The organism is Botrimarina colliarenosi, from assembly GCF_007859955.1.
Lineage (GTDB): Bacteria > Planctomycetota > Planctomycetia > Pirellulales > Lacipirellulaceae > Botrimarina > Botrimarina colliarenosi.
The window spans coordinates 80050-105137 of sequence record NZ_SJPR01000007.1; the positions used below are offsets into that span (position 1 = coordinate 80050).

General features: G+C 68.4%; 18 protein-coding genes. 12 read left to right on the forward strand and 6 right to left on the reverse strand.

Translation table 11 applies throughout. The annotated features are described in order from the left end of the window. Positions 1–6: 6 nt before the first annotated feature. Both Pla108_RS18580 and Pla108_RS18585 read right to left on the reverse strand, forming a co-directional pair. Entirely contained in the window at positions 7–1536 is a 1530-nt protein-coding gene (locus tag Pla108_RS18580; protein ID WP_197526694.1) for a lipopolysaccharide biosynthesis protein, read from the reverse strand. Beyond that, positions 1529–2455, reverse strand: coding sequence for a polysaccharide deacetylase family protein (locus Pla108_RS18585; RefSeq protein WP_146446480.1), 927 nt, complete (start codon positions 2453–2455; stop codon positions 1529–1531). The genes Pla108_RS18580 and Pla108_RS18585 overlap by 8 nt, the downstream gene beginning before the upstream one ends. A gap of 322 nt (positions 2456–2777) precedes the next feature. On the opposite strand from Pla108_RS18585, the gene Pla108_RS18590 reads away from it, so the two are divergent. The 6 genes from Pla108_RS18590 (at position 2778) to Pla108_RS18615 (ending at position 13180) form a co-directional block, all read left to right on the forward strand. Continuing rightward, complete coding sequence (locus tag Pla108_RS18590) at positions 2778–4454, forward strand: GumC family protein (protein WP_146446481.1); 1677 nt, start codon at positions 2778–2780, stop codon at positions 4452–4454. A 149-nt stretch (positions 4455–4603) separates the two neighbouring features. Beyond that, positions 4604–6028 carry an O-antigen ligase family protein gene (locus tag Pla108_RS18595; protein WP_146446482.1) on the forward strand — a complete coding sequence of 475 codons (1425 nt, stop codon included), beginning with the start codon at positions 4604–4606 and terminating at the stop codon, positions 6026–6028. A gap of 70 nt (positions 6029–6098) precedes the next feature. Further along, positions 6099–6899 (forward strand): WecB/TagA/CpsF family glycosyltransferase, encoded by an 801-nt coding sequence (locus Pla108_RS18600; RefSeq protein ID WP_146446483.1) that lies wholly within the window; start codon positions 6099–6101, stop codon positions 6897–6899. Between the two features lie 49 nt (positions 6900–6948). Then, positions 6949–8031: a hypothetical protein gene (locus tag Pla108_RS18605; RefSeq protein WP_146446484.1), complete on the forward strand. Its 1083-nt coding sequence runs from the start codon at positions 6949–6951 to the stop codon at positions 8029–8031. A gap of 80 nt (positions 8032–8111) precedes the next feature. Further along, on the forward strand, positions 8112–11834 hold the full coding sequence (locus tag Pla108_RS18610) for a hypothetical protein (RefSeq protein WP_146446485.1): 3723 nt from the start codon (positions 8112–8114) through the stop codon (positions 11832–11834). Positions 11835–11971: 137 nt separating this feature from the next. Beyond that, positions 11972–13180 carry a hypothetical protein gene (locus tag Pla108_RS18615; RefSeq protein WP_146446486.1) on the forward strand — a complete coding sequence of 403 codons (1209 nt, stop codon included), beginning with the start codon at positions 11972–11974 and terminating at the stop codon, positions 13178–13180. Here Pla108_RS18615 and Pla108_RS18620 read toward each other — a convergent pair. Both Pla108_RS18620 and queG read right to left on the reverse strand, forming a co-directional pair. Continuing rightward, complete coding sequence (locus Pla108_RS18620; RefSeq protein WP_146446487.1) at positions 13177–14265, reverse strand: tRNA dihydrouridine synthase; 1089 nt, start codon at positions 14263–14265, stop codon at positions 13177–13179. The genes Pla108_RS18615 and Pla108_RS18620 overlap by 4 nt on opposite strands. 31 nt (positions 14266–14296) lie before the next feature. Continuing rightward, positions 14297–15439 carry a tRNA epoxyqueuosine(34) reductase QueG gene (gene queG / locus Pla108_RS18625; protein ID WP_146446488.1) on the reverse strand — a complete coding sequence of 381 codons (1143 nt, stop codon included), beginning with the start codon at positions 15437–15439 and terminating at the stop codon, positions 14297–14299. Between the two features lie 183 nt (positions 15440–15622). Here queG and Pla108_RS18630 point away from each other — a divergent pair, with 183 nt between their 5' ends. Then, complete coding sequence (locus Pla108_RS18630; RefSeq protein ID WP_146446489.1) at positions 15623–16087, forward strand: hypothetical protein; 465 nt, start codon at positions 15623–15625, stop codon at positions 16085–16087. Between the two features lie 153 nt (positions 16088–16240). Further along, positions 16241–16585, forward strand: a complete 345-nt coding sequence (locus tag Pla108_RS18635; protein WP_146446490.1) for a histidine triad nucleotide-binding protein — start codon at positions 16241–16243, stop codon at positions 16583–16585. Between the two features lie 57 nt (positions 16586–16642). On the opposite strand, the gene aat is transcribed toward Pla108_RS18635, so the two are convergent. Beyond that, positions 16643–17350, reverse strand: a complete 708-nt coding sequence (aat, locus tag Pla108_RS18640; protein WP_146446491.1) for a leucyl/phenylalanyl-tRNA--protein transferase — start codon at positions 17348–17350, stop codon at positions 16643–16645. 52 nt (positions 17351–17402) lie between these two features. Continuing rightward, positions 17403–18542, reverse strand: a complete 1140-nt coding sequence (locus Pla108_RS18645; protein ID WP_146446492.1) for an ATP dependent DNA ligase — start codon at positions 18540–18542, stop codon at positions 17403–17405. Between the two features lie 261 nt (positions 18543–18803). Between Pla108_RS18645 and Pla108_RS18650 the strand changes: the two genes are divergently transcribed. The 4 genes from Pla108_RS18650 (at position 18804) to Pla108_RS18665 (ending at position 25075) form a co-directional block, all read left to right on the forward strand. Further along, entirely contained in the window at positions 18804–20024 is a 1221-nt protein-coding gene (locus tag Pla108_RS18650) for a S1C family serine protease (protein ID WP_146446493.1), read from the forward strand. Between the two features lie 173 nt (positions 20025–20197). Continuing rightward, positions 20198–22084, forward strand: a complete 1887-nt coding sequence (gene dnaG / locus Pla108_RS18655; RefSeq protein ID WP_197526695.1) for a DNA primase — start codon at positions 20198–20200, stop codon at positions 22082–22084. Positions 22085–22382: 298 nt separating this feature from the next. Beyond that, positions 22383–24110 (forward strand): sigma-70 family RNA polymerase sigma factor, encoded by a 1728-nt coding sequence (locus Pla108_RS18660; protein WP_146446535.1) that lies wholly within the window; start codon positions 22383–22385, stop codon positions 24108–24110. A 257-nt stretch (positions 24111–24367) separates the two neighbouring features. After that, positions 24368–25075, forward strand: a complete 708-nt coding sequence (locus Pla108_RS18665; RefSeq protein ID WP_146446495.1) for a zinc ribbon domain-containing protein — start codon at positions 24368–24370, stop codon at positions 25073–25075. Positions 25076–25088: the final 13 nt, after the last annotated feature.

A 25088-nucleotide genomic window follows, 5' to 3' on the forward strand; every position in this document is an offset into this window, starting at 1 on the left:
CGTGCCTTACGGGGCGCTGTGTCCCAGACGCGTCGTGAATCGACTCAGCCGCTGGATCGCCGTCGCTCCGATCTGCGACCGCTCTTCCGGGGTGAGGATCCAGCCGCGCGCCAGCGCGAGGCCGAAGAGCACCACCACGCCTATCGCGGCGGGCGTTGGCCCGAGCGTCAGCAGCCCCGGTGCGAACGCGACCAGCACCGTGCCGCGGTGCACCTGCATGCCGGTCCGGTAGTTGATGTAGAGCTGTGTCAACAGCGTCAGCAGCGTCGCGGCGGCGGTCGCCGCGACCGCGCCGAGGAGGCCCAGTGTCGGCAGCAGCAGCAAGTTCAGCACGATATTGGTGACGAGGCCCACGACCAGCGGCGGAGTCGCCCGGTGCGATTTCTCGGCGCACCAGACGTACTGTTGGGCCACCAGCAGCAACGAGAACCAGACGCAATTCGCGATCGTCCACGGCATCACCGCGAGGCCCGCGTCGTACTTGTCCTCGAACGCCAGATGGAACAGCAACGGGCAGAGCGCCAGCAATACCACGCCGGCGGAGAGCATCACGAGCGTGCCGATTTTCAAGACTAAGTTGAGCCGTCCCGAGACCGCTTCGCGGCGGCCCGCCTCCCAGTCGTGGCTCAGGTGGGGCGTCATCGCTCCCACCAACAGATTGGCGAACGAAATCAACAGCACCGGCACGATGATACTCGTGTGGTAGTTACCGACTTGCACGAGCGCCTCGTCGGTGTCAAAGCCGCCGAAGTGAACAATCATGTAGCGGTCTACGACCCCGAAGACGTTCGTCAACAGGTTGGTGACCCAGACCCAAATGGCGAACCGCATCAGCGGCGGCCAGAAATCGCGGTGCGCGACGGCGTCGCCCGCCTCGGCTTCGGGCCGCACCCGCAGGGCGACCCAGCTCAGCACGCCGACGATCGACAGCGCGCACGCCACGGCGTAGCCGATGACGACGCTCGCCGTCTCGGCCCGCCAACAGGCGACCAGCGTCAGCGACACCGCGGCGAATGACATGCTCTGCGTAAAGTGCATCGCCGAAACGACACGGAACATCCGCAGCCCGGCGAAGATCGCCTCGAAGAAGTGGTGCAGGATCACGACCACCAGACAGCCCACCACCCCCAGCGCGAGGCCCGCCCGGTCGGGGCTGCCGAAAACCAGCGCGGCCAGGTCGGCCCGACGCCAAGCCAGCAGCGCGACGGTCGATCCGGCGAGCAGAAACGTCCAGAACGAGGTTCGGCGGAGGAACAGCCGCAGCTGCCCCCGCTGGCGGTAGCGTTCCAGGTAGCGACCGAACGATCCCGGCAGCCCGAGCACCGCCAGCGGCGCGGCGAGCAGCAAGAAGCTGTAGGCCATCTCCCAGTAGCCGAGCTGTTCGGGCTCGAGCCAGCGACAGAACAGCACCGCGCGGCCGAAGCCAACGCTGCGCTGCACGACGTTCACCAGCAGCACGACCGCGAGGCTCGAGACGAGCGTCTCGGGCGCGAGGTTGTTGCGGGCGGAGCGAGTCGGGGCGAGTGGCTTAGCCATCGACCGCCTCCGCCGGCAGGAGCAGGGGCGCATCATCCGCCGCGACAGGGCCGGACGACAAACCGCTCAGGTAGGCGTCGTCGTCGATCGGGTCGGCGGCGAGCAGCTTGCGGGGATCGATTGTCATCCAGTTGGTGAAGCGGACCCACTCGGGGTCGGCGTGGATGCGTCGCAAATGAAACGGCCCCCTTTCCTTCGAGACCCGCTCGGGTTGGTTGTAGGCGCCATAGGCGGAGCAGACGACACGGACGCCCGCGTCACGAGCGATCTGCATCGCCTCGGGTGTAAGGTTCTCGACCTGCCCAAAGGGGAAGGCGAACGAGCGCGGCCGCTTCCCGGTCCACGTCGTGATGTCTTCGATCGATCCCACGATCTCCTCCCGCAGCCAATCGGCGTCGGTCGAACGGCCGAGGTCGGGGTGTGTCCGCGTGTGGGCGCCGATCTCGACCCCCGCGGCCGCCATGGCGCGGAGCTCGGTAAGGCTGTTGGGGCGGAGCCGCACACCTGCTGCTAAGTCGTGCGGGAACGCGGTCTGGTCGCGGATGATTTGGGTCGAGACAAAGTACGTGAACGGCAATCCGCGCCGCAGCAAGAGCGGGATCGCGTAGTCGCAGTTCTCGCCGTACCCGTCGTCGAAGGTGATCGCGACGGCGGGTCGGCGACTGGCGCCTGCGCCCAAACGCCGCTGCGCTTCTTGCAGCGAGACCACATCGAAGCGGCGCGAGAGCCAATCGATCTGGCGGCGGAACGCTTGGTGCGAGAGCGTCCAGTCGTTGGGGTTTGTGTCGGCGACGCGGTGGTAAAACAGCACGCAGACCGGCGCGCGTCCCAATTTGGCGAGCCGCCGCACCGCCCGCATCCGCAGGGACGCGGTGGCCCCCTGGTACAAACCCAGCAACGATCGGCGGAGGGGCGACATCGACACGGGTGGGGGGGTTCTCGCAGCGGGAGTGGCGGCGGAACGCCCGGCGCGGCGCGGGGCGTCTGTAACTCTGCCTTGCAGGGGAGGGAACGCAAGTCGCAACCGGGCGGAACCGGCGCCGCGTTGACGTGGCGCGGCGACCGTTGCGTTTTCGCAACACCGAGATCGACCGCCCCGACCGGCCCGGTAGCCGTGTGACCGGACCAATCCCCCGAGGAAACCAGGGCTTCTGACGACGAAACGCCCGGCGTGCCGCCAATCCGGCACTAGGGTTGCTCAACCGGGTGGCGCCGAACCGCGCCCCCTCAGGCCATGCCCCATGCCGACCAACTCCGCCAGCCTGACTCCCGCCCGACTGCTGCAACTCATGCAGCGGCACCGATCGCTGCTGATCGCTCCGGCCGTCGCCGGCGCCGTGATCGCCGCCTTGAGCACCTTGGTGCTGCCGCGCGACTGGAAGGCGACGCAGGGCCTTGTCATCCGCAGTGACGCGGCCGGCTACACCGATCAGCGCCTCGGCAAGTTCACCGACTTGTCGGAGATGAAGACCGTCCAAGAGACGCTCCTGGAACTGGCCCGCAGCCAGAGCGTCGTCACGGCGGTCCTTAGCGAGGTGCTCGGCAAAGAGCCCTCACGGCAAGACATCGCCGACTTCCGCGACAAGTTGCGCCTCAACCCGCCCGGCGGCGCCGAATTCGGTAAGACCGAGGTCTTCTACGTCGGCGTTCTCAATCCGAACCGCGACCGCGCCATCGCTATGGTCAAGTCGCTCACTCGGCAACTCGACCTGCGTCTCAACGAGCTCCGCAACGAGCGCGCCAGCAGCCTGGTCGCCGAGGTGGAACGCTCGGTCGCCATCGCCCGAGAGCAACTCCACAAGCAGGCCGAGACGCTCGCCGCTTTCGAGGGTTCGATCGGGGCCGACCTCATCGAACTGCGGCACCTCACCAGCCCCAACGGCGGCCAGAGCGAACTGGGCCAGAAAGTTCTCGCTATCGAGTCGGAACGTCGCCAGTCGGTTGATCGACGCCGCCAGAACGAGGCGCTGCTCAATGAGCTCCAGACCGCGGTCGAGAACCCGTCAAGGATCCTCGCTACGCCCGACGCGTTGCTGAGCGGGCAGCCGGCGCTGCGGCGCTTAAAGAATGGCCTTGTCGACGCCCAGCTGGTCGTCGCCCGAACCGCCGGCACGCGGACCCCAAACCATCCGCTGGTGGTTGCGGCCCGACACTCGCAGCAGGCCGTCCAAAAGGAGCTCGTCCGCGAACTGCCGTCGGCGATCGCCGGCGTTGAGCTTGAACTTCAAGTGTCGCAGCGCCGCGAGGAAGAGCTAGCGGCCCAGATCGCCCAACTCCGCGACCGCTCGGCCGGCTTGGCGGGGCAACGTTCGGAGTACGCCGAGCTCGTCGCCAACGTCGAAGGCCAGACCGCGGTCCTCGAACGATCGCTCAAACAACTCGCCGACGCCAAAGCGGCGCGCGGCGGCGCCAACTCGTCGAGCCTGCTCGCCTCGATCGACGAAGTCGAAACGGGCGTCCACCCGGTCGGCCCCGGCCGCACGACGGTGACCGCCGCCGGCGGGATGGCGGGCCTGCTGCTCGGGGCGACGCTCGTTTTCGTTTTCTACGCCCCGCCGACCGAGACGCCAGCGGTGGTGCTTAGCCGGACCCCGACTCGTGGCCCTGCCGCGGCGCCCTCATCAACGCCCCCCACAGCTGCCAGAGTGGAAGCCCGACCGGCCCTTACCCCGGCGCCGGCTCCCGCAGAGACGCCGGCCCAGGCGCCCGCAGCGGCCGTCCAGCAGCCCCAACCTAGGCCTGCGCCGCAGCCCGCGCCGCGAGCACAGCCTCAACCCGCGCCCGCCACGTCCGAGTTGCCCTGGGCCGTTGAGATCGCCCGCGCCACGGCCGACGACGCCGCCAAGGCCCGCCCCGTGTCGCCCCTCACGACCGTCTCGACCGTCGCCACGACTCCGACCCGTACCTTCGGCGCCTGAGTCGCAATCCACAACGTTCGCCATCGGGTGGCGTGCCAATCGGGTCGCCCCTTCGGGCCTCCACAGGCGGACTGGCGTAGGTTTGCACTGACGACGGACCGTCCCTCCCTCCTCCCGCGTTTGTCGCCCCCCCGCCTCGTGGTCGCACGATGCTTGTCCCGGCGCTTTTGATCGGCCTTGTGATCGCGCTGCTTGCTGCGAAGGTCGCTCCGCGCCTCTCTGTCGCCGCCCAGGTAATGGGCGTGCTTATCGTCGGCTACGTCCTGGGCTACGACTTCTGGCACGCCGACGCGGGGCCGATCCCGCTGACGCTCGACCGCCTAGCGCTGGTTGGCGTTGTCGGCTTGTCGTTCTGGCGGCTGCGGACTGGCGAGACCAAAACGACGACGCCGATCGGCCTCGACTGGTCGATCGCTCTGCTTTGCGGCTGGCTCGCCGTTAGCTGTGTTCTCAACAAGCCGGGCGAGGGGGTCAATCTCCCGACGTCGCCGCTTTTCCGCCTGGTGGTGAGCTTCTGGGCGCCGGCAGTCTTGTACGCGGTGCTGCGGACCTCGGTGATCGACACCGGCGCGGCGCGGGTGGTGCTGACGGCGTTGGCCTGCCTGGGCGTCTATCTCGGTGTCACGGCGTTACTCGAGACGGCGGGCGCCTGGTCGCTGATCTTCCCGAGATTCATCGCCAACCCCGACCTGGGCCTGCACTTTGGCCGCGCCCGGGGTCCGGCGCTCAACTCGGTGAGCCTCGGCGTCCATCTCGTGGTCTGCACCGCCGCGGCGTGGCTGCTGATCCCCCGCGCGAGCCGGCCGATGCAACTCTTCTGGTTTGGCGCCTGCGCTGTGATGACGCTCGGCGTGCTGCTCACGTACACCCGGTCGACGTGGCTCGGCCTGATGGCCGCGGTCGTTGTCGTCATGTGCCTGCAGTTGCCCAAGGTCTGGCGCCTTCCGTCGTTCGCGACGGCCACGGTGCTTGGCGTGCTGCTGCTGGTGGTCGGCAAGGACGCGATTGTCGCCCTTAAGCGTGAGGACTCGGGCGCCGTGTCGGCCCACTCGGTGCAGCAGCGCGAGGCGTTCGCCTATGTCTCGGCGCAGATGGTCCGTGACGCGCCGCTGTGGGGCGTCGGCTTCGGCCGTTTCTACGACAAGAAGATGCCGTACTTGACTGACCGGCGGCAGTCGTTCGAGCTCGAGTCGATCCGCCCGCTGCACCACCACAACACGTTCCTCGGCCTGCTGGTCGAGACGGGAATGTTGGGTCTCGCGGCGTTCCTAGCGGTGCTTGCCGGCTTCGGCTGGATCGGCTGGCGGCTCGCCCACGACCCGACGGTGTCGGCCGACTGCAACCGCCTGGGGCTGCTCTGCATCGCCGCGGTGGTGAACTACCTGCCCTCGGCCTTGTTCCACGACCTGACGTTGGTGCACAGCGAGGAGTGGCTGCTGTTCGCCGTCGCCGGCGCCGCGGCCGGCTGCTGGCTCAACGCCGATCGCTCCGCCGTTCAGCTCGAGGAGACGTCCCCCCTCCCCTTCCCGTCGCCAGCCGACGCTTCGCAATCCATCGCCGCCGCGGTCGCCTGATAGCGCCGCCCCCACTCTTCTCAAATTCTTTTTTCTCGACCTAATCTCTTCTCAACCCGTCTCACCGACCATGTCCGACGCCTCTCCGACCGATCAGGTCCAGCTCTTTGGCATGACGATCGACCGGCTCAACCTCCAGCAGGCGACCGATCGCGTGCTCGGTTGGGCGCTCGACGACGCCGCCACCGGGCCGTGTCGCTACGTTGTTACGCCGAATGTCGACCACGCCGTGATGTTCCAGCATGACGGCCGGCTCCGTAACGCCTACCGCAACGCGGCGATGGTGGTGGCGGACGGCGCGCCGCTGGTTGCGGTCTCGCGGCTGCTCGGCAAGCGGCTGCCCGAACGGGTCGCCGGCAGCGACCTCGCGCCGGGGTTGATCGCCGCGGCGAGCGCCGCCTCGCTGTCGGGCGAGCGTCGGATGCGGGTGTTCCTGCTCGGGGCCGGTCCGGGGGTCGCCGATCGGGCCGCCTTCCGCATCGGCCAGCAGTGGCCGGGTGTCGACACCGTTGGCACGTACTGCCCGCCGCTGGGTTTCGAGAAGGACGACGCCGAGAACGAGCGGATCTTGCAGCGGATCGCCGACGCGGCGCCCGACGTCGTGCTGATCGGCCTTGGCGCCCCGAAGCAAGAGCTGTGGGTCGCCCGGTTCCACGACCGGATCCCCGCCCGCGTGGCCCTCTGCGTCGGGGCGACGATCGACTTCCTCGCTGGCGAGAAGAAGCGTTCGCCGGCGTGGATGCAGCGCAACGGGCTGGAGTGGCTCCACCGCCTCGCGTCGGAGCCCCGCCGACTCGCCGCCCGCTACGCCCGCGACGCCTGGGTCTTTCCGCAACTGGTCTGGGGCGAGTTCCGCCGCAGCGCCGGCTGATCGGCGGCGCTGGCTAATCGGTGGCTGCGCGATCCGCTAGACTCCGGTGATGCAAGACGACGCGGTCCCCACGATTGTCCTCGCCATCGACGGCCTCCGCGCCGCGGCGCTCGGCGCGTACGGTCAGACCGGTTACGAGACGCCGGCGTTCGACACGCTGGCGGCGGAGGGGCGGACCTACGACAATATCCACGCCACGACGCCCCAGGCGAGCGATTTCTACGCCCGCCTCGCCCCCGTCCTGAAAGGCCGCGCAGCGACCCTGCTGACCGACGACCCCGGCGTCACCGAGTCGGCGCGCGGAGCCTTTGGTCACGTCGTGCCGATCCACCCGGCGGCGCCAACCGCGCACGCCGCGTCAATCGAAGAGGCGACCATGGCGGCGACTTGGGGCGAGTTCGCCGAGGCGTTGATCGCCACAGTCGCGGACAGCCCCGGGCTTATTTGGATCCACACGCGCGGGCTCTACGGACCGTGGGACGCGCCGCCCGCTCTGATGGCGCCGCTCCTCGACGAGGACGATCCGGAGATCGAGCCGACGATCACGCCGCCCGACTCCCTCACGGAAGACGACGACGAGCGCTTCGCCGCATCGTGCCGCTACGCGGCTCAGGTCATGCTGCTCGACGCCTGCCTGGGCGGGCTGCTCGACCTCATCGACGGCTTGTTCGAGGGCGAAGACTACCGCCTCGCCGTGCTCGGGCTCCGCGGCTTCCCGTTGGGCGAGCATGGCCGTCTCGGCGGCGTCGACCAGCGGCTCTATAGCGAGCAGCAGCACACGCCGCTCTTCGTCCGTGGCGCCGACCCCGACTCGCGGTTCGATCGCGCTGCGACGCCGCAGTCGATCGAAGCCGCGATGCTTCAAGTGCTAGCAGGCGCCGACGCTAGCGACGGCGTTGTGCGGATGGAGTCTTCCGAGGCCTTCGCGATCGTGACCGCTGACTGGCTGCTCCGGGCGCCGGCAGGCATGCCTGACGCCGTTGAATTGTACGTCAAGCCCGACGATCGCTGGGAACAGAACAACATCGCGTCGTTGCGGCGAGAGGTGGTCGACGAACTGCTAGCAAGCCTCTCGGCGGGGCATGCCGCTTCGAGAGAATCCGCCGTGGCGGCGCCCGGCGACGGCGACTAGACTCCCCGCGACGCCCGATCGAAGGATTCGATGCTGGCGCCCGTCTATCCATCCGATTACCGCTGGGACAAGGAAGTCCGATGCGGTCCGTCTCCGATACGGACAGCCCTGTCGCGTCGCTCGCCGGACGCCGCCGATGCGTCCCGGGGGAGGCGTCGTTCGTCCTTGCCTGCCTGATCCTCGCCGCGTTTGGCGTGGGGGTGGCGTTTGGCGACGGACCCCTTGTGACGCGGCTGCGCGTCACCATCGACTCGCCGACACCGACCCCCCTGAACGGCGAACTGTCGGTGACGGCCGGAACGCTCGAGCGGCTGCGCCCGCTGAGCCTCAGCCCGGCCGGCGCGGCGGGGTCGTCGCTCGACGAGGGCCGCGTCTTGCTCCGGCATCAGACCGCGACCTCTCGCGAAGCCTTCGACGTAACGGTTCGATCGGCGCCCGGAGAATCGCTGACGCTGCAGTTGGGCGACGCGGTCGCGTCGGTGCCACTCGACTCGGCACGGGACGCTACGGCGACCGCCCCCCTCACGGTCGCCATCGGTGAGCAAGGCGCCGCAATAACGGTCACGCGGCCGCAGGCCGACCGGGTCCGGATCGAGTCCCCGCGCGACTCGTTCCTGTTCGTGCCGGGCGAGTCTTTCAGCTTTGGCGCCTTCGCCGACCCCGCAGGCGTCGCGGCGGGTGAGACGGTAGAGCTCGTCGCTACGCTGGCCCGCGGCCGAACGGGCGCCGAGGTTTGGCGGAGTGAGCCACAGCGGGTCGATACCGACGCCAACGGCGTCGCGCACGTCGCCTTCGAGGCGCCGCTGCCCAACGAGGAGGGCGTGTACCGGCTAACGCTGACGGCGACCAAACCGGCCTCGTTCCGCTCCCGTTTCCTCCCCGGCTCTCAGCTGCTGCATACGGCGGAACAGCCCCTCGCCCAGCGGTCGGTGCAGCTAGCGGTCTTCGACGCCAAACGGCGCCCGCCCACGCCCGGCGACTGGCAGGAGGCGTTTGCGTTCGATCCCCGTTCGCATGGCTGGGCCGACCGGCTCCCCGAACGGATGCGTTGGCGGCGTCTGCCGTGGTTCGCTTCGGAGCCCCGGAGCAGCCAGGACGGCGCTGACACGCCCCGCGACGGCGCCATCGAAATCGAGCCGAGCCCCGGCGACGGCCGCGTCCACTGGCGCGCGTACCCGCTCTCGGTCGATCAACCCGGCGCGACGTACGCCATCGAGGTCGAGACGCTCGGCGAACCGGGCGACGCTGTGACAATCGCCGTTCTGGAACCCGACGCGTTGGGGGACCTCCGCCCCGTTAGCAGCGTCGTGACGCACCTCACGCCACGCTGGAACCGTGACGGCGAACGCCCTTTCCCGCGGCTGCTGGTCCGGCCGCGGACGAACTCACCCTTGCTGGTGCTGTGCAACCCGAGTGAGACGCGCCCGGCCCGATTTGGACGGGTTCGATTGCTGAAGTCCCAGGGCGTCGCCACGCCCGGCGCCGCGGCGGAGCGAGTCGTTGCGCTCGATTGGATTGACGCCGACTTACCGCATGCCGTTGGCGCCAGCCACGTGCGATCGGAACTGGGCGCCTTCGAGCACCCCGACTTGGTTACCTACTGGGAGACGGCGAGCGCCTTGGCGGACCGCGTCGAGGCGGCCGGCGCCAACGCGGCGGCGATCCCTGTCAATCAATCGGGCGGCGCCCTTTACGACAGCCGGCTGTGGGCCTCGCCCCGCTACGACCTGGGGATGTGGTCCGATGGCGTCTCCGACACGCCCCGCCGAGAGCTGCTCAAGCTGATCGCGAAAGAGTTCCGGCGGCGGGGCCTGCAGATCACTCCCGTCCTCCGCTTCGACGCCCCAACCGCTGCGATCGATCGGCGTTCGGGCTCGTACCGAGCCGGCGGCGAAGCGGCCGTGGTGGCGCGGCGCCTGGCGGTCGAGGAGGTCCTCGACGCGGTGGGCGACCCCGGCGTGCTCGCCGGGGTGGCGATTCGGGCGACGCCCGACGGGTGGAGCCTCCGTGACCCTGCCGAGACGCCACCCGACGCCGACGCGCGATCGCTGGTCAACGCCTACGAGGAGTTGGCCAGGGTGGTGACGACGCGGCTGGGACGTCCTACGCAGCTCACCCTCTTGCCGGCCGACCTAACACGCCGTGCTGACTTAGCGCGCGCCTTCAACCCTCGACTTGGCGCCGCCAGTGGCGCCGGGGCCGAGGTGCTGCGGTCACTCGGACTCGCAGCCCTGTCACAGGACTCGGATCCGGCGATCGTGGCGGCGCCCTACGGCGCGGCCTGGGGACACCGCTCCGGTGATCTGGCGACGACGCCGCTGACGCTCGCGGCGCTCCGCCGCTCGTTGCCGCCGAGCGCCAGCCCTCAAGCCGCGACATCGGTCCGGTCGTTGCGAGCCGATCGCCAGCCGATCCAACTGATCCAGTCCGGCAAGCGGCTTCGCAACGCGTCGGGAGGCGGCGACGTCTTGCTGCCGGCCGTCAGCGCCGATCCCCTTGCCGAGTCGACGTTGCTCGCGGGTTCCACGCAGGAAGGGGTCGCGACGGCGTTGGTCGACGGCCTCGCTGCGAGCGGCTGGATTGATGAAGAAGCGAGCCGGCGTCGCCGTCTCTTCACGATGCTTCCCATGCCGACCGAGCCGATCGCCGACGCGGCGGAATCTGACACGGCCCGGGACATCACCGCCAACGCCACCGATCTCGACAGCGAATCACTGGTGCTTGTCGTCAATCAAACCGCCTGGCCTCGGCGGGCCCGTGTCACCCTGCAGACGCCGCAGCGGCTGCGCGGCTTGCCAATCGACCCGGCGCCGGCTGCCGATGGCGCTGCCGCCGCGGGGCAGTGGTTCGACGCCGGGCGGCACGTCCTCGACCTGCAACTGGGGCCACAAGAAACGGTCGCGTGGCGGTTCTCCGCCAGCGGCGTCCGCGTCGAAGGAGTCCGTATCGACCCCCAGACCGACGCGCTGCGCGAGCTGGCCGAAGCGCTCGCCGAACTCCAGGGCCGCGACACGACCCGCCGCCGCGCGTATGACCGTTTGATCAATCCGTCGTTCGAAGTCGCCGACACCGCCGCCGAAACGGCCCTCGTGGGTTGGCGTCCGGGCGAAGGGGTACGCGTCGACACCACGACGGCGGTTGATGGCGCCGCTTCGGTCTTGCTCACCGCCGCCGAGAACCGTCCCGCCACGCTGACCAGCGATCCGTTCCCTGCTCCCGACACCGGGCAACTTGTGCTCGGGCTGCGGGTGTTGCCGGGATCGCTCGCCGACGGCAGCGAGTTGCGGATTGATATCGAACAAATCGACGGCGCTTACCGCAGCCGCGCGACGCTCGGCGCCGAACAGTTGTCGCGTCCTAGCGACAGCGCCGACGGATGGCTGCCGCCGATCGTCTTCCCGATCGACGACCTCCCGGTCCGCCGGACGGGCGACCTCCGCCTCCGCTTCACGCTCGTCGGGGACGGCGTGATTCACCTCGACGACCTGCGGCCGGAGGACCTCGTCCTGCCGCTGGACGGCTACGGCGGCATCGACTTGCGGACCGAGCGGTTCGCCATCGTGCGGCTGTTGCAAACGTCCCAGACGCTGCTCGACGAAGGCCGCCTCGAGGCGTGCCGCGAATTGCTCGAGAGTTACTGGGCCCGGTTCTTGATCGATAACTTCCCGGCACGGGACGCCAAGTCAACCATCGCCCAGGAGGCGGCGCCCGGGACGAAGCCAGCCCCCAGCGAGCCCTCCGAAGAGCCGGCGCCATCGGTCAGCGAGCGTCTGCGTGGTTACCTGCCGCGGTGGTGGCGGTAGCGGCCGGTCCGCAACCCGTGAGCGGCACGGCGCTAGCCGCCGGTGAATCACCGAGCGGGGCAACCGGCGGCTAGCGCCGTGCCGCTCAGGGATGGCAGGCTGGCGATAATCCCCGTGGGACCAATTAAGCTGACGCCATGCCGACGCCACGCGCCGTTTCCGACCGACCTCTGCTTCTCCTCTCGGCATGGGGCGTGACGTTAGCGGCAGCGATCGCGGCGACCTGGCGCCTGTGGACACCGTATCGAGCGACGCCTCAGATCGCCCCCTTCGAGTTCTTGGCGGCGGTCCCTCTGCGACCCGACTTCCTGCTGCTCGGCGTTATGAGCGGTTGCGTGGTGCGGGCGATCGCCCGACCGGCCGATTGGCGACGAAGCGTCGGCGTCGCGACAGCGGCGCTCGTCGCGCTCATGGCGTTCGACCAGTTGCGTTGGCAACCTTGGGCCTACCACGCGGCGCTCGCCGGGGCGATTCTGGCGGGGACCTCGACGGCGACGGCGTACCGCTGGTTACGGCTGGTGACGGTCGCCGTCTATGCCTTCTCGGCCTTCGCGAAGCTCGACGCCGAGTTCGCGGCAACGCTCGGCCCGCAGATGCTGGGCGTGGTCGGCCTACCGCCACGACTCGCCCTGCTGTTGCCGATCGGTGAGCTTGGGGTCGCGGTGTTGCTCGCCGCCTCGCTGCGTTGGAAGCACCTCCAATTGCCGGCAGGCGTCGCCGCGGCGGTGATGCACGCGGCGACGATCGGTGTGCTGGGGCCGTGGGCGTTGGACCACAGCCTCGGGGTGCTCTTTTGGAACGCTGGCTTCGCCCTGCAAACCCTAGTGCTTTTCGGCTTGCGGCGTCCCCTATGGGAGGACTCCGCCGACAGGCCGCGGCTGGCGGCGATTGTCGCCTTGGGCTTGGCGGTGGTCGCGCCGCTACAAACGCCGCTGGGTCTCTGGGATCAGTGGCCGGGGTGGGCACTCTATGCTCCAGGGGGTGAACGGGCGACGCTCTACGTTCATAGCGCCGCCGCCGATCGACTCCCTGAGTCGTTGCAGTCCTATATCGATGACGACGTTAACAACGCGCCTAGCGAGGGGCCGTGGCGCCGCGTCCGGGTCGATGACTGGGCGCTCGCCGCCACCGGCGCGCCGATCTATCCGCAGAACCGGATCGTCGCGGCGATCGCCAGCGGGCTTGCCGAGCGTTATCCGCTGACGGGGCGGCTGCGGGTGGTCGCCGAGTCGGAACCCCACCGGCTGACCCGCGAGCGCACCCGGCAGACACTCGACGGCGAAGAGGCGATTGGCGAAGCGAGCAAGCTGCTCGGCGTCACGCCGGGCGTCCGCTGGAGTCGTTAGGTCGCCACGAGAGCGGGCGTCGGAGTCGCCAGTGGGTTCGGCTCGTCGACCGCGGGGTGGACACCGGGCAAGTCGTCGGCGTACCAGCGGTCGAGCAGGCTCCGCCATTCGCCGGCCCGTTTGACCGAAACGAAGTCGGCCCGCACCGCGAGGTGCTCGGGGTGGAGCTGGGCGTACTTGATCGCGAACTTCCGCATCCCGGGGACACAGCGTTCGTCGCCGTAGAGCTGCTCGGCGAGCCGGTAATGCTCGGCGATCACCTCGCGCTGCTCGTGCAGCGACGGCGGATCGGGCAGCGGCCGACCGGCGGCCAGTTCGGCGACCTGCTGAAAGATCCACGGGTTGCCGATCGCGCCACGGGCGACCGTCACGCCATCGACGCCCGTGTAGGCGATCATGTCGAGGCACGACTGGGCGTCGAACAGGTCGCCGCTCCCCAGGACGACGCGGTCGCCGGCGTGTTGCTTAAGCTCTCGCAAGAACTCCCACCGTGACGGGCCGACGTACTTCTGTGACACGGTACGGCCATGGACCGTCACGCCGGCGATGCCGATCTCAAACGCCCGGTCGAAGATCGTAAAAAACTTGTCGCGGCTCTCAGCGGTGTCGTCGACGCCGCGGCGCATCTTGACCGTCACCGGTTTGTCGGCCGGCACGGCGTCGCGGACTCGCTGGACGATTTCGAGAGCCACATCGGGCTGGCTGAGGTGAAAGCCGCCACGGCAGCGGCCGAGCACCTTCTTCACCGGGCAGCCGAAGTTGATATCGATGACATCGAAGCCGGCGTCGGAGAGGCGTCTGGCGGCGGGGCCGAAGTCCTCGGGGTCGGCGCCCATCAGCTGCCCGCCGACGGGGTGCTCCTCGGGCGAGATGTGCAGCAGGTGCCGCGTCTTGTTGCGGAGCTTGATGTTCACGAGGAACTTATCGAGCATCACCTCGCACAGCGCGTACGACGCCCCGTGCCGACGGGCGAGCGTCCGCATCGGCGAGTCGCTGTAGCCCGACAGGGCGGCCTGGACGACCGGGAAGCCGATCTCAAGGTCGCCAAATCGGAGCGGCTTCAGCGGAGTGGGGGCGTTGGGCATACCAGCGATTGTTTGGGGCGGCGCGCAGCCGTCAAGCCGAAAGGCCTTGGAGGGCCGTTTCGATCTCTGCCTGCACGAGGGGGTCGTTCTCGGTCTCCCGACGGGCCGTCAACAGCTTAATCGCCGCGACGCTGGCGATCTGGCCCAACGCCCAGGCGGACGCCTCGCGAACGAGCGGCTCCTCGTCGATCATCCCCCGCGCAAGCGCCTCCTCGGCGCCGGCCGCCCGGGTCGCCCCCAGCACCAACGCGGCGTTGCGGAGCAAACCACGACGCTTTGGCCGCCACAGCGGCGTTTTACGGAAACGCTCGCGGAACGCCTCGTCCGACAACTCGAAGAGGGGCGCCAGCTCAATCGGGTTCATCCCCTCCCGAGGGGCGAAATCTGACCCAGCCGCGCTGCCGGATTGCTTCGCGGCGTGGTGGTTCCAGGGGCAGACATCCTGGCAGACGTCGCAGCCGAGCAGCCACGAGCCGATCCCCTCGCGCAGGTCGGCCGCCGGCATCCCACGCTGCTCGATGTTGAGATAGCTAATGCAGCGGGTGGCGTCGAGGACGCCCGGCGCGGCGAAGGCGTCCGTTGGGCAGGCGTCAAGGCACGCGGTACAGGTGCCGCAATGATCGACGCCGGCCGGCTCGTCGTAGGCGAGCGTCGCGTCCGTCAGCAGCACGGCCAGAAAGAAATAGCTCCCCCGGTCGCGGTTGAGGACGAGCGTGTTCTTGCCGACCCAGCCGAGCCCCGCGAGCACCGCGAAGTCGCGTTCTAGGAAGGGCGCCGTATCGACCAAGCCCCGTGTCACCGCCCCGGGACGCCACTCCCGCAGCGCGTCGGCGAGGCGATGTAGCCGGGGGCGGATCACGTCGTGGTAGTCGCGGTCGCCCCAGGCGTAGCGCGAGACGCGCCCCTGCCCCGGCGCCGGCGGCGCAGGCTCCTTCGTGCGGTAGTCGAGAGCAAGCACCACCACGCTCCGCGCGCCGTCGAGTAACCGTGCCGGGTGCTCGTAGTCGTCGCGCCGGTCGGCCAAGTAGCGCATGTCGCCCGCGTAGCCGGCGGCGAGCCAGTCGTCGAAACGGGCGATCCCCGGGGGCGTGACGGCCGGCGTTACGCCCGCCATCGAGAAACCGATCTCGGCGGCGAGCGTTTTGAGGCGGCGGGTGAGTTCGGCGTCGGTCATCGGGGCGGTCGGACCCGCGATCACGGGGCCCAGACCCACCAGCGGGGGGGATTCAGGAGGTCGTAACCGGAACATCCGGCTTAAGCGGCCCGTCGGAAGGAAACATTTGGTGACCGCCGGCGCCGCAATTAGCGTGGAGTGAGCTAACAGGCTTTCTCCTCACAGCTTACGAGACGTCCCGCCATGCGTTACCCCCTCCTGATCGCCGCCCTCGCCTCTTGCGGCCTGTTTACGTCGTCCAGCGCGAACGCCTACTGGTGGACCGGCGCCGGGGTCGGCATCGGTGACCTGTACCGCTCGCTCGACTACCCGACCGACCGCCGGGTGCCGTACTTCGCGGCCCACCCGCCTGTGTACTACAGCACGCCGGTCCCCCGCACCTACGGCCACAGCCCGTTCGCCTACACGCCCGACACCCGGACGCCCGAAGTCGCGTCGCCTTGCGCGCAGCCGCTTGAGATCGTGAACCCGTACGTGCCGAGCTCGACGGGCGAGAACGCCCCCGCCGCCCGCGGCGCCAAGACGATCCGCAATCGCACGATCAGCCACGGCGAGAGTCGTCCCAGCGAAGGCGTGCAAGTCGAAGCGGTAGGTCCGCTGATGATCATCAACCCGTACGTCGCGGCGCCCTCTTCGAAGACGATCTGAGCGCACGCGATAACGGACCTTCTGGAAGGGCGTCGCCGAGACTTCGGCGGCGCCCTTTTTCTTTTCCGTGGCGGTTGCGTGGGTTCACTCCGGGCGCTTACGCTTCCGGCTCGCCCCTCCGACCCTCGTCGATGTCCACTTGCGGAGATTGCTATGCCGCGCGAAACGCTGTTTACAAAAATCGCCGCCCGCGAAATCCCGGCCGAGATCCTCTTTGAGGACGATCGCTGCCTCGCATTTCGAGACGTCTCGCCGCAGGCGCCGACACACTTCCTCGTCGTTCCAAAGGATCCGGTCGAGTCGATCGACGCCCTCACCGCCGCCGACGCCGAGCTGGCGGGCCACCTGATGCTGGTCTGCCAGCAGGTCGCCGCCGCCGAGGGATTAACCAAGGGCTACCGCGTCGTGGTCAACAACGGCGCCGACGGCGGCCAATCGATCGACCACCTCCACTTCCATGTGCTGGGCGGCCGCGCGCTCGTCTGGCCCCCGGGCTAAAAAGCGAGCCGGTGGGCGTCAGCCCCCGGAGGGCGCCACCAAACGGCCCCCTCCTCGCTAGACGCACCACGTTACCGGCAAGTCAACCGCGACCGTCACCCGCGCCAGGTAGTCGTCGCGCGACACCTCCACCGCGCCGAGGCTCCCCGTGTGGGCGGTCCACTGCTGGATGTCGAGCAGGACGTAGCCGCGTTCGTTGAGACGATCAACCAGCGTCGCCAGCGCGACCTTCGAGGCGTCGGTCTCGTAGTGGAACATCGACTCGGCGGCGAAGAGCCCGCCGATCGCGACGCCGTAGACGCCCCCCACGAGGCGGCGTGTCTCCCCTTCGCCAAGCCAAACCTCGACGCTGTGGGCGTGGCCTTGTCGATGCAATTGCGTGTACGCCTTGAGCATCGCCCGAGTGATCCAGGTGCCGTCTTCACGGCCGGGGGCGGTCCCGCAGGCGCGCATAACGCCGGCGAAGTCCTCGTCAAACGTGACGGTAAACCGGCCGCTCCGCATCCGGCGCCGGAGTCGCGCCGACCGGTAGAAGCCATCGAGCGGCATCAGCGCGCGAGGGTCGGGCGACCACCACAACAGCGGATCGTCCTCGCCGGTCGGCCAGGGAAAGATCCCGTGTCGGTAGGCGTCGAGGAGCCAATCCGGCTCGAGCCGCCCCCCGACCGCCACCAACCCGTCCGGGTCGGCGAGCCGGGGATCGGGGAAGCGCGACGCCCGCTGCCCGGCTTGGCTTGAATCGGCGGCGGAGCGACGGCGTGCCATAGGGCCAGCTTACGCGTCCGCGGCGTTCCGCGTCACCTGCCGTAGCCGCCAATCACCAAGGGAGCTTTACTTCGTCCAGCAGCTGGTCCCACTCGACGTTCTTCGGTCGGCGGCCCTTGGGCCACTCGGTGTACGTCACGCGACACGTAAAGCGTGGCCGCAGCCAGACGCCCGAATCGGTGGTCTTCACGAAAGGCCGGGTCGAAGTGTTCTTCTCAAACTTCTTGAAGAGCTCGCGTTCTTCGTCGATATCGAGCCGGGGCGCGACCTTGCCGACGTAGCTGAGTTTGCCCCCGACGTCGGTGGCGAGCAAGAAGTTGTCGATCCGGCCATCCCTGTCGATTTGGTAGCCGATGATCAGGCACTCCAACCGCTCGCGGGCCGGCTCGGCGACCGGCTTGGGGTCGACGCCTGCGAGGGAATCGACGCCCGCGTCGCCAGCAAAGTCACCAACGGCGCCTTCGAGGCTGTCATTCCCGTTGTCGGGCGCGCTGGCGGCCGCCTTGGCGATGGCGCCAACGAGGTTCTGCTTCGGCGGCGCTTTGAAGCCCCAGTCGAGCAGCCGCTCGTAGGGGACGCCTCCGACGATCAGCGCCGCCGACAGGGCGGCCGAGACGCCGAGATTGCCGCTATTGGCGAGCCAGACCCGCTTGGGCAGCGCGCTGGCGATCTGTTTCCAGGTCTTCAGCGGTTTGATGATGATGTCGGCGACACCAAAGTCGGCGTCATCGAACGAGCAGAGCACGAACGCCACGACATGCGTGACGAACATCAACGCGATCCCGCCAACCAGTCCACCGACGCCACACCACATCTGTAGCGTGGGGTTGCCGAGGGTCGCCACTCGGACGGCAACACCGGCGCCGATGCAGGCGAGCGTCGTGGCGATCATCATCCAGGCCCAGGCGGGGATCAGCCCGCTCCAGACCTCGAGGTGCTTTTCCCACTCCGCCTTCTTCGGCGCCGTGGCTTCCTCGCCGGACTCGGCCGGCAGGTTGTTCATCGCCGTTTCGAAGGCCTCGTCGATCTCGACGTGGATCCCCAGACTGGGGTACCAGCCACAGCGTGGGCAGGCGGCCGTCTTGCTCGGGAGGCCACACTTTTCGCAGGTCGGGCCGGCCGACTCGACCGGCGCAACGATCGTCGCGGTGCCGGTTTCCGGGGCATCTTCTTCGAGGGTCGCTTCAGACACGGCGGCGGCTCCAGAGCTTTTTTTGGTGCGGGCGTGGCGGGACGCTAAAACTTCCGGCGCGAACCCTCACGTTCTGGAAACGTAGCTCACGGAGAGGCCCGTGAAGGGGGCGCCGAATTGGCCGTTTAAAACGATTGGGCGGCCTGACGAGACGCGTGCCGCCCGGCCAAGGCGTCGCTATACTGCAAGAAGAGTCCGCAGCGGCGTCCCGAAGGGCCCCTCCTGTCTTGTCCGAAACGTTTTGGCGCTAGGTTTCGAGGAATGCAGCACGATCTGGAAGCCGCAGCGGACGTCCCGGCCCCCCTGCCCGACGCGCCGCGGCAAATGTTCGACAAGCCGAACCTGCAGTTCAGCGACCCGGACCCCTACGCCTTCGCCAACCGCATCCGCAAGCTGGTGGTGATCGCCAGCCTGCTTGCCTGTTTGGCAGCGGCGCCGTTTTTCTCACGGGTCTTCTCCTACCAGGTGCGCCTCGGCCAGATGCAGGCCGAGTACGAGACCGCCTCGGCGGCAATCGGCGAGTTGGCGCCCCAACTCAAGGCTTTCGAAGAGGCGTCGCGGTCGATCGCCAAGAAGGTCGGCCCGAGCGTCGTCAGCATCAACAAGCTGTCGCTGTCGCGGGGCCGGACCCGGTTCGAAGGCGTCGGATCGGGCTTCATCGTCGACGCCGAGGGCTACGTCATCACCAACTACCACGTCATCAACGCGGCCGAGCGGCTGATCGTCCGCTTCAGCAACGGCGATTCTTCCGACGCGTCGATCGTCGGCGGCGACGAGCGGACCGATCTGGCGGTGCTCAAGATCGACGGCGGCAACCTGCCCGCGATCGCCTGGGGCGACAGCGACCAATTGCAGATGGGCGACCTCGTCTGGGCGGTCGGCAGCCCCTTCGGCCTGGAGAACAGCATCACCTTCGGCATCGTCAGCGCGACGGCAAGGCGGCGCAGCAGCGGCGTCACCGACGACATCTATCAAGAGTTTTTCCAGAGCGACACCGCGGTCAACCCCGGCAACTCGGGCGGCCCGATGGTGAACCTCGCGGGCGAGGTGATCGGTGTGAACACGATGATCGCCGGTGAGTTCTTCCGCGGCGTCAGCTTCTCGATCCCCAGCCGGATGGCGCGCGAGAGCTACGAGCAGATCCGCGAGAAAGGCTTCATCGAGCGGGGTTTTCTTGGCATCGACCCGTCGCTTCCCTCGATCGCGATCCGTCAGCGGCTCGGCCTCGACCGCGGAGAAGGGGTCGCCGTCAACAACCTGCGGAGCAACACCCCCGCCGCCGACGCAGGCCTCAAGAACAACGACGTCATCCTGCAGTGGAACGACCACAAAGCGTTCGACCCCAGCGTGTTGAGCCAACAGATCGCCTCGACCGAGGTCGGCTCGAGCGCCCGGGTGGTCGTCCGACGGGTTGAAGGAGGGACGCCGGTCGACAAAGAGCTGACCGTCCGGGTCGGCCGCCGGACCGACGTTGAGCGGTAGAGTGGATGTCGCGTTTACGGGGACAGCGAGTCGGAAACGTCAGCGCCCGGAGCAGCGGCGGGGCACGCTCACGATGCCGGGCATGCGCTACCACTCCGGGCGCTGACGCTTCCGGCTCGCTGACAAATGATCTTTCGAGTCCAACGAACTGCTAACTGCGAAGGATCGCTGCTGTGAATTTCTCCGGCGCCGACGACGCCAAGGAACGGGTCCGCCAAGCGACCGACATTGTCGACTTGGTCGGCAACTACATGCAGCTGCGCCGGCAGGGTCGCGGCTATGTCGGCCTCTGCCCGTGGCATGAGGATTCGCGGCCCAGCCTTCAGGTGAACCCAGAACGGCAGTCGTTCAAGTGCTGGGTCTGCGACCTGGGGGGTGACGTCTTCTCGTTCCTGATGAAGATGGACGGCCTCGACTTCCGCGAGGCGCTCGAGCAGCTCGCCGACCGGGCCGGCATCGACCTGGCGCCCGCCCAACAGGGCCCCCGCGCCGAGCCAGGCTCGCCCGGCGACAAGAAGACGCTGCTCGCGGCCATGGCGTGGGCGACCGAGCGCTACCACCGCTGCCTGCTCGAAGCCCAACAAGCCGAGCCGGCCCGGGCTTACCTCGCCGAACGAGGAATCACCGCCGAAGCGATCCAGCGATTCCGCATCGGCTTCGCCCCACCGACATGGGACTGGCTGTTCAAGCAGGGCCCCGGCGCGGGCTACTCGCCGGCGGTGCTCGATCGCGTGAACCTGATCACCCAGCGCAGCTCGGGCGACGGCTGGTACGACCAGTTCCGCGGGCGGGTCCTCTTCCCGATCCGCGATGTGCGGGGCCGGCCCGTCGCCATCGGCGGTCGCGTGTTGCCGCAGCTAGCAGCCGCCGAGGCGCGGGCCGACTACAAGCCGGCCAAGTACGTCAACTCGTCGGAGACCCCGATCTACTCGAAGAGCCACACGCTCTACGCCCTCGACCTGGCGAAGGAGGCGTCGCCACAGCTCCCCGCGTTGATTGTCGTCGAAGGCTACACCGACGTCATCGCGTGCCATCAGGCGGGCGTCACGAACGTCGTGGCGTGCTGTGGCACGGCGATGGGCGAGGGACACCTCAAGCTGGTGCGTCGGTTTACCGACCGAATGGTCCTCGTGCTCGACGGCGACGACGCCGGCCGCCGCCGTGCTAGCGAGCTTTTAGAGCTATTTATTACGAGTCCGATCGATCTTCGGATTCTGACCTTGCCTAGCGGACTCGATCCGTGTGATTTTGTAGCGTCGCATGGAGGCGACAAGTTCGCGGACCTGGTCGCCCGGGCCCCGGACGCCCTTGAACACAAACTGCAAAGCGTGACCGACGGAATGGTCCTCTCAGCAGACAACACGCACGCCGCGACGCGCGCCGTCGAGCAATTGCTCGCGACGGTCGCCCGTCGGCAGCCGATCCTTGGCGAGTCCGCCAGCGCGCAAGTGCTGCGTGATCACTCGATCCTCGGCCGGCTTTCGCGTCACTTCCACCTGCCTGAGGACAGCCTCCGCGCCCGGCTGTCCGACCTCCGTCGCGCCGGCGACGCCAAGCCGCTCGTCACGCCGCACGACGAGCCAATCGAATCCGCCGCCCCGACGCGGGTCCGGGTCGCCGACCTGTCGGCGTGGGAACGCGAGGCGCTCGAGCTGACGCTCGTCAGCGATGAGATCGCCCAACGCCTCACGCAGTGCCTCGACGAGGTCGACTTCAACGTGCCCGCCGCCCGCGAGCTGTTTGTCGCCATCCGCGAGGCCACCGAGACCGGCGAGGCGACCTACGACCGAATCCGGCTGTCGATCACCAACCCGGCGGTGCAAACGCTGCTGGCCGAGATCGACGAGCTCAGCGTGGGCCGCTCGGAGAGCGACCCGCTGCAACGACTCACGGACCTGCTGCAAGGCCGCGATCGGCGCCACGAGGACGCCGCCCGCGGTCAACAAATCTCTGCTGTACGCAAAGGAGAGCTCCGCGACAGCGACGCGGACCAGGCGGTCGCCGCCTTGTTCGCTTCGCGAAAACGCCCCGAGACCGGTTCCCCGTCCACGGATGGATAGGGTGTCTCGAAGGTGAGGCCCGCCGCGTCACGCCGTCCCGCAACGGTGTGGAGCGAGAGGCCGCCCCCCTGTCACCTCAATCGACGCGCATGACGCGCGCCTGGAGTGTTGACCCATGTCCGCTGCTACGACCCAACCTCAGCTTTCGCTCTACACCGGTCCCGAAGCCAACGACGTCGCTGACCCGGCGCTCGCCGAGGATGCGACCCTCGTCGTGGCCGAGGTCGCCGAAGCGACCGACCTGCTCGACGCCCCCGCCCCGGCGGCCGAGTTCACGCCCGACGGGCGTCCCTCGCGGATGGAGACCCCCACCGGTCCGCCGGCCGGCATCCCCGGTGGCGTTGACGCGGCGCTCCGCAAGATCGTCGCCCTGGCCCGCCGCCAAGGCTGCCTCTACTACGGCCAGGTCTACGACTACCTGCCCGACGAGACCTACGGCACCGACCAGATCAACGCCCTGCTCTCGGCCGCCGAGGGCCTCGGTGTCGATCTCCGCGACCCCCCCGGCACGCGTCCCCGCTACGAAGAGGCCCAGGTCTACGGCGAAGGCGACCGCTCGTCGCTGCTCCGCGATGGGCTGCCGACCTCGTCGAGCGACCCGATTCGGATGTACCTCTCGCAGATGGCGGAGATCCCGCTGCTGACGCGTGAGGAAGAGATCAATCTCGCGAAGAAGATTGAGCTGACCCGCAAGCGGTTCCGCCGCAACCTGCTCCGCTCGTTCTACGCTCTTGAGGCGACCGTCAAGGTGCTCGAGAAGGTCCACGCCGGCGAGTTGCCGTTCGACCGGACCATCAAGGTGTCGCTCACCGAGCGGCTCACTAAGGAGCAGGTGTCGGCCCGTCTGCCGCACAACCTGGCGACGCTCCGCTCGCTGATGCAGGCCCAGCGGGCCGACTACGCGACGCTGGTCGATCGCCGCGTCGACGCCGCCGCCAAGCAGGAGGCCCGCCAGCGCTACCTCCGCCGCCGTGAGAAAATGCTCACGCTGGTCGAGGAGCTGAGCCTCCGCACGAAGCGTGTCAGCCCCCTCATCCAAGAGTTGAAGGGGTTTGCCGACCGGATCGACGAAGTCCGCCGTGAGCTGGCCGAGCTGAAGGCGACCGACGCCTCGGAAGACAAGATCAACTCCGTGAAGGCCGAGCTGCTGCAGCTCACCAAACGCGTGGTTGAGAGCCCGGCGTCGCTCCGGCGTCGCGCCGAGATCGTCGCCAAGCAGTACCGCGAGTTCGAGAACACCAAGCGGGAGCTCTCCAGCGGCAACCTACGCCTGGTCGTTTCGATCGCCAAGAAGTACCGCAACCGCGGGCTGTCGTTCCTCGACCTCATCCAAGAGGGGAACACCGGCCTGATGCGAGCGGTCGACAAGTACGAGTACCGCCGCGGCTTCAAGTTCAGCACCTACGCCACTTGGTGGATCCGCCAAGCGATCACCCGGGCGATCGCCGACCAGGCCCGCACGATCCGCATCCCGGTGCACATGATCGACGTGCTCACCAAGCTGCGGAACACGGCGAAGGGTCTCCAGCAAGAACTGGGCCGCGAGCCGACCTACGAAGAGATCTCGCTCGCCGCCGATATCTCGCTCGAAGAGACCGAGCGCGTGCTCGACATCGGCCGCCACCCGGTGAGCCTCGACCGCCCCGTTGGCGACGGCGACGACTGCAGCTTCGGCGACTTCGTCGAGGACCACGGCACCGACAACCCGTCGAAGCTGGCCAACAACGGCCTGCTGCGGGAGCGGATCGACGAGCTGCTGAAGACGCTCACCTTCCGCGAGCGTGAGATCATCCGCCTGCGTTACGGCCTGGCCGACGGCTACAGCTACACACTGGAAGAAGTGGGCCGGATCTTCAAAGTGACCCGCGAACGGGTCCGCCAGATCGAGGCCAAGGCGGTCGCCAAGCTGCAACACCCGGTCCGCAGCGGGATGCTGTCGAGCTTCGTCCCCGAGGCGCCGGAAGTCGATGGCTTCGACATCGAAGGCGTCGAGGAACAAGGCCCGACGCTTCGCGCCGCAGCCTAATGCGGATCGCGGTTGATTACTCGAACAGGGCCCGCGACGCCTCGGCGTCGCGGGCCTTTTTTGTTGCGCGACTCCCGGCGCTGACGCTTAGGGCTCCCAATCTGGCTTTGCTCCCGCACCGCGAGAGGGAGCCCTAAGCGTCAGCGCCGGGAGTTGCGAAACGAGGCCGCCCCAGCGTGCGGACCCTTGCGAATCTGCCCCCACCGCCGCATAACGCGGGTTGGCAAGTTGACCGTCCGCAAAGAGACCTCGTCCGAATGTCGTCTACCGTCTCCGCCGCCGCCCTCCGCGAGTTGCACCGGCTCCACAGCCAGCTCTCCGACCTCCGCGGCCGGCTCGACCGCGGTCCCAAGCAGGTCGCCGCCCACAAGGGGAGCGTCGCCCAACTCGAAGCGGCGCTCCAAGCGGCGAAGAACCACGCCCAAGAAACCCGTAAGGCAGCCGACCGCAAGCAGCTCGACGTCAAGGCGCAGGAAGACAAGATCGCCAACTGGGAAAACCAGCTCAACACCGCCAAAAGCAACAAAGAGTTCCAGACCTTCCAGGAGCAGATCGCCGCGGCCCGGATGGCCGCCAGCGTCCTCGAAGACGAAACCCTCGAGCTCCTGGGACGGATCGATGAGACCGCCGCCGAGGTGGGCCGCCACGAAGAGCGTCTCGCCGCGGGCCAGGCGGAGCTGAAGAAGGTCGCCGCCAACGTCGCCGCCAACGCCACGACGCTCGAGGCCGAAGTGGCCCGGCTCGAGGCGGACCTCGCCGTCGCCGAGAAAGCGCTGCCGGGCGACTTTAAGTTGGACTACCAACGGGTGGTCGCCGCCAAGGGGGCCGACGGCTTGGCGCCGTGCGAAGACGGCGTCTGCGAAGGCTGCGGCCAGTCGACCACGCTACAAATGCAGTCCGACCTCAAGGCCTCCAAGCCGGTTTTCTGCAAGTCGTGCGGCGTGCTGCTCTACCTGCCCGAGTAGGGTTGGGGTCGAT

What these genes read in the sequence shown, in the direction of transcription:
- Pla108_RS18580 (WP_197526694.1), bottom strand. Translation starts at nt 1,536, where the DNA reads ATGGCTAAGCCACTCGCCCCGACTCGCTCCGCCCGCAACAACCTCGCG.
- Pla108_RS18585 (WP_146446480.1), bottom strand. Translation starts at nt 2,455, where the DNA reads ATGTCGCCCCTCCGCCGATCGTTGCTGGGTTTGTACCAGGGGGCCACC.
- Pla108_RS18590 (WP_146446481.1), top strand. Translation starts at nt 2,778, where the DNA reads ATGCCGACCAACTCCGCCAGCCTGACTCCCGCCCGACTGCTGCAACTC.
- Pla108_RS18595 (WP_146446482.1), top strand. Translation starts at nt 4,604, where the DNA reads ATGCTTGTCCCGGCGCTTTTGATCGGCCTTGTGATCGCGCTGCTTGCT.
- Pla108_RS18600 (WP_146446483.1), top strand. Translation starts at nt 6,099, where the DNA reads ATGTCCGACGCCTCTCCGACCGATCAGGTCCAGCTCTTTGGCATGACG.
- Pla108_RS18605 (WP_146446484.1), top strand. Translation starts at nt 6,949, where the DNA reads ATGCAAGACGACGCGGTCCCCACGATTGTCCTCGCCATCGACGGCCTC.
- Pla108_RS18610 (WP_146446485.1), top strand. Translation starts at nt 8,112, where the DNA reads ATGCGGTCCGTCTCCGATACGGACAGCCCTGTCGCGTCGCTCGCCGGA.
- Pla108_RS18615 (WP_146446486.1), top strand. Translation starts at nt 11,972, where the DNA reads ATGCCGACGCCACGCGCCGTTTCCGACCGACCTCTGCTTCTCCTCTCG.
- Pla108_RS18620 (WP_146446487.1), bottom strand. Translation starts at nt 14,265, where the DNA reads ATGCCCAACGCCCCCACTCCGCTGAAGCCGCTCCGATTTGGCGACCTT.
- queG (WP_146446488.1), bottom strand. Translation starts at nt 15,439, where the DNA reads ATGACCGACGCCGAACTCACCCGCCGCCTCAAAACGCTCGCCGCCGAG.
- Pla108_RS18630 (WP_146446489.1), top strand. Translation starts at nt 15,623, where the DNA reads ATGCGTTACCCCCTCCTGATCGCCGCCCTCGCCTCTTGCGGCCTGTTT.
- Pla108_RS18635 (WP_146446490.1), top strand. Translation starts at nt 16,241, where the DNA reads ATGCCGCGCGAAACGCTGTTTACAAAAATCGCCGCCCGCGAAATCCCG.
- aat (WP_146446491.1), bottom strand. Translation starts at nt 17,350, where the DNA reads ATGGCACGCCGTCGCTCCGCCGCCGATTCAAGCCAAGCCGGGCAGCGG.
- Pla108_RS18650 (WP_146446493.1), top strand. Translation starts at nt 18,804, where the DNA reads ATGCAGCACGATCTGGAAGCCGCAGCGGACGTCCCGGCCCCCCTGCCC.
- Pla108_RS18660 (WP_146446535.1), top strand. Translation starts at nt 22,383, where the DNA reads ATGGAGACCCCCACCGGTCCGCCGGCCGGCATCCCCGGTGGCGTTGAC.
- Pla108_RS18665 (WP_146446495.1), top strand. Translation starts at nt 24,368, where the DNA reads ATGTCGTCTACCGTCTCCGCCGCCGCCCTCCGCGAGTTGCACCGGCTC.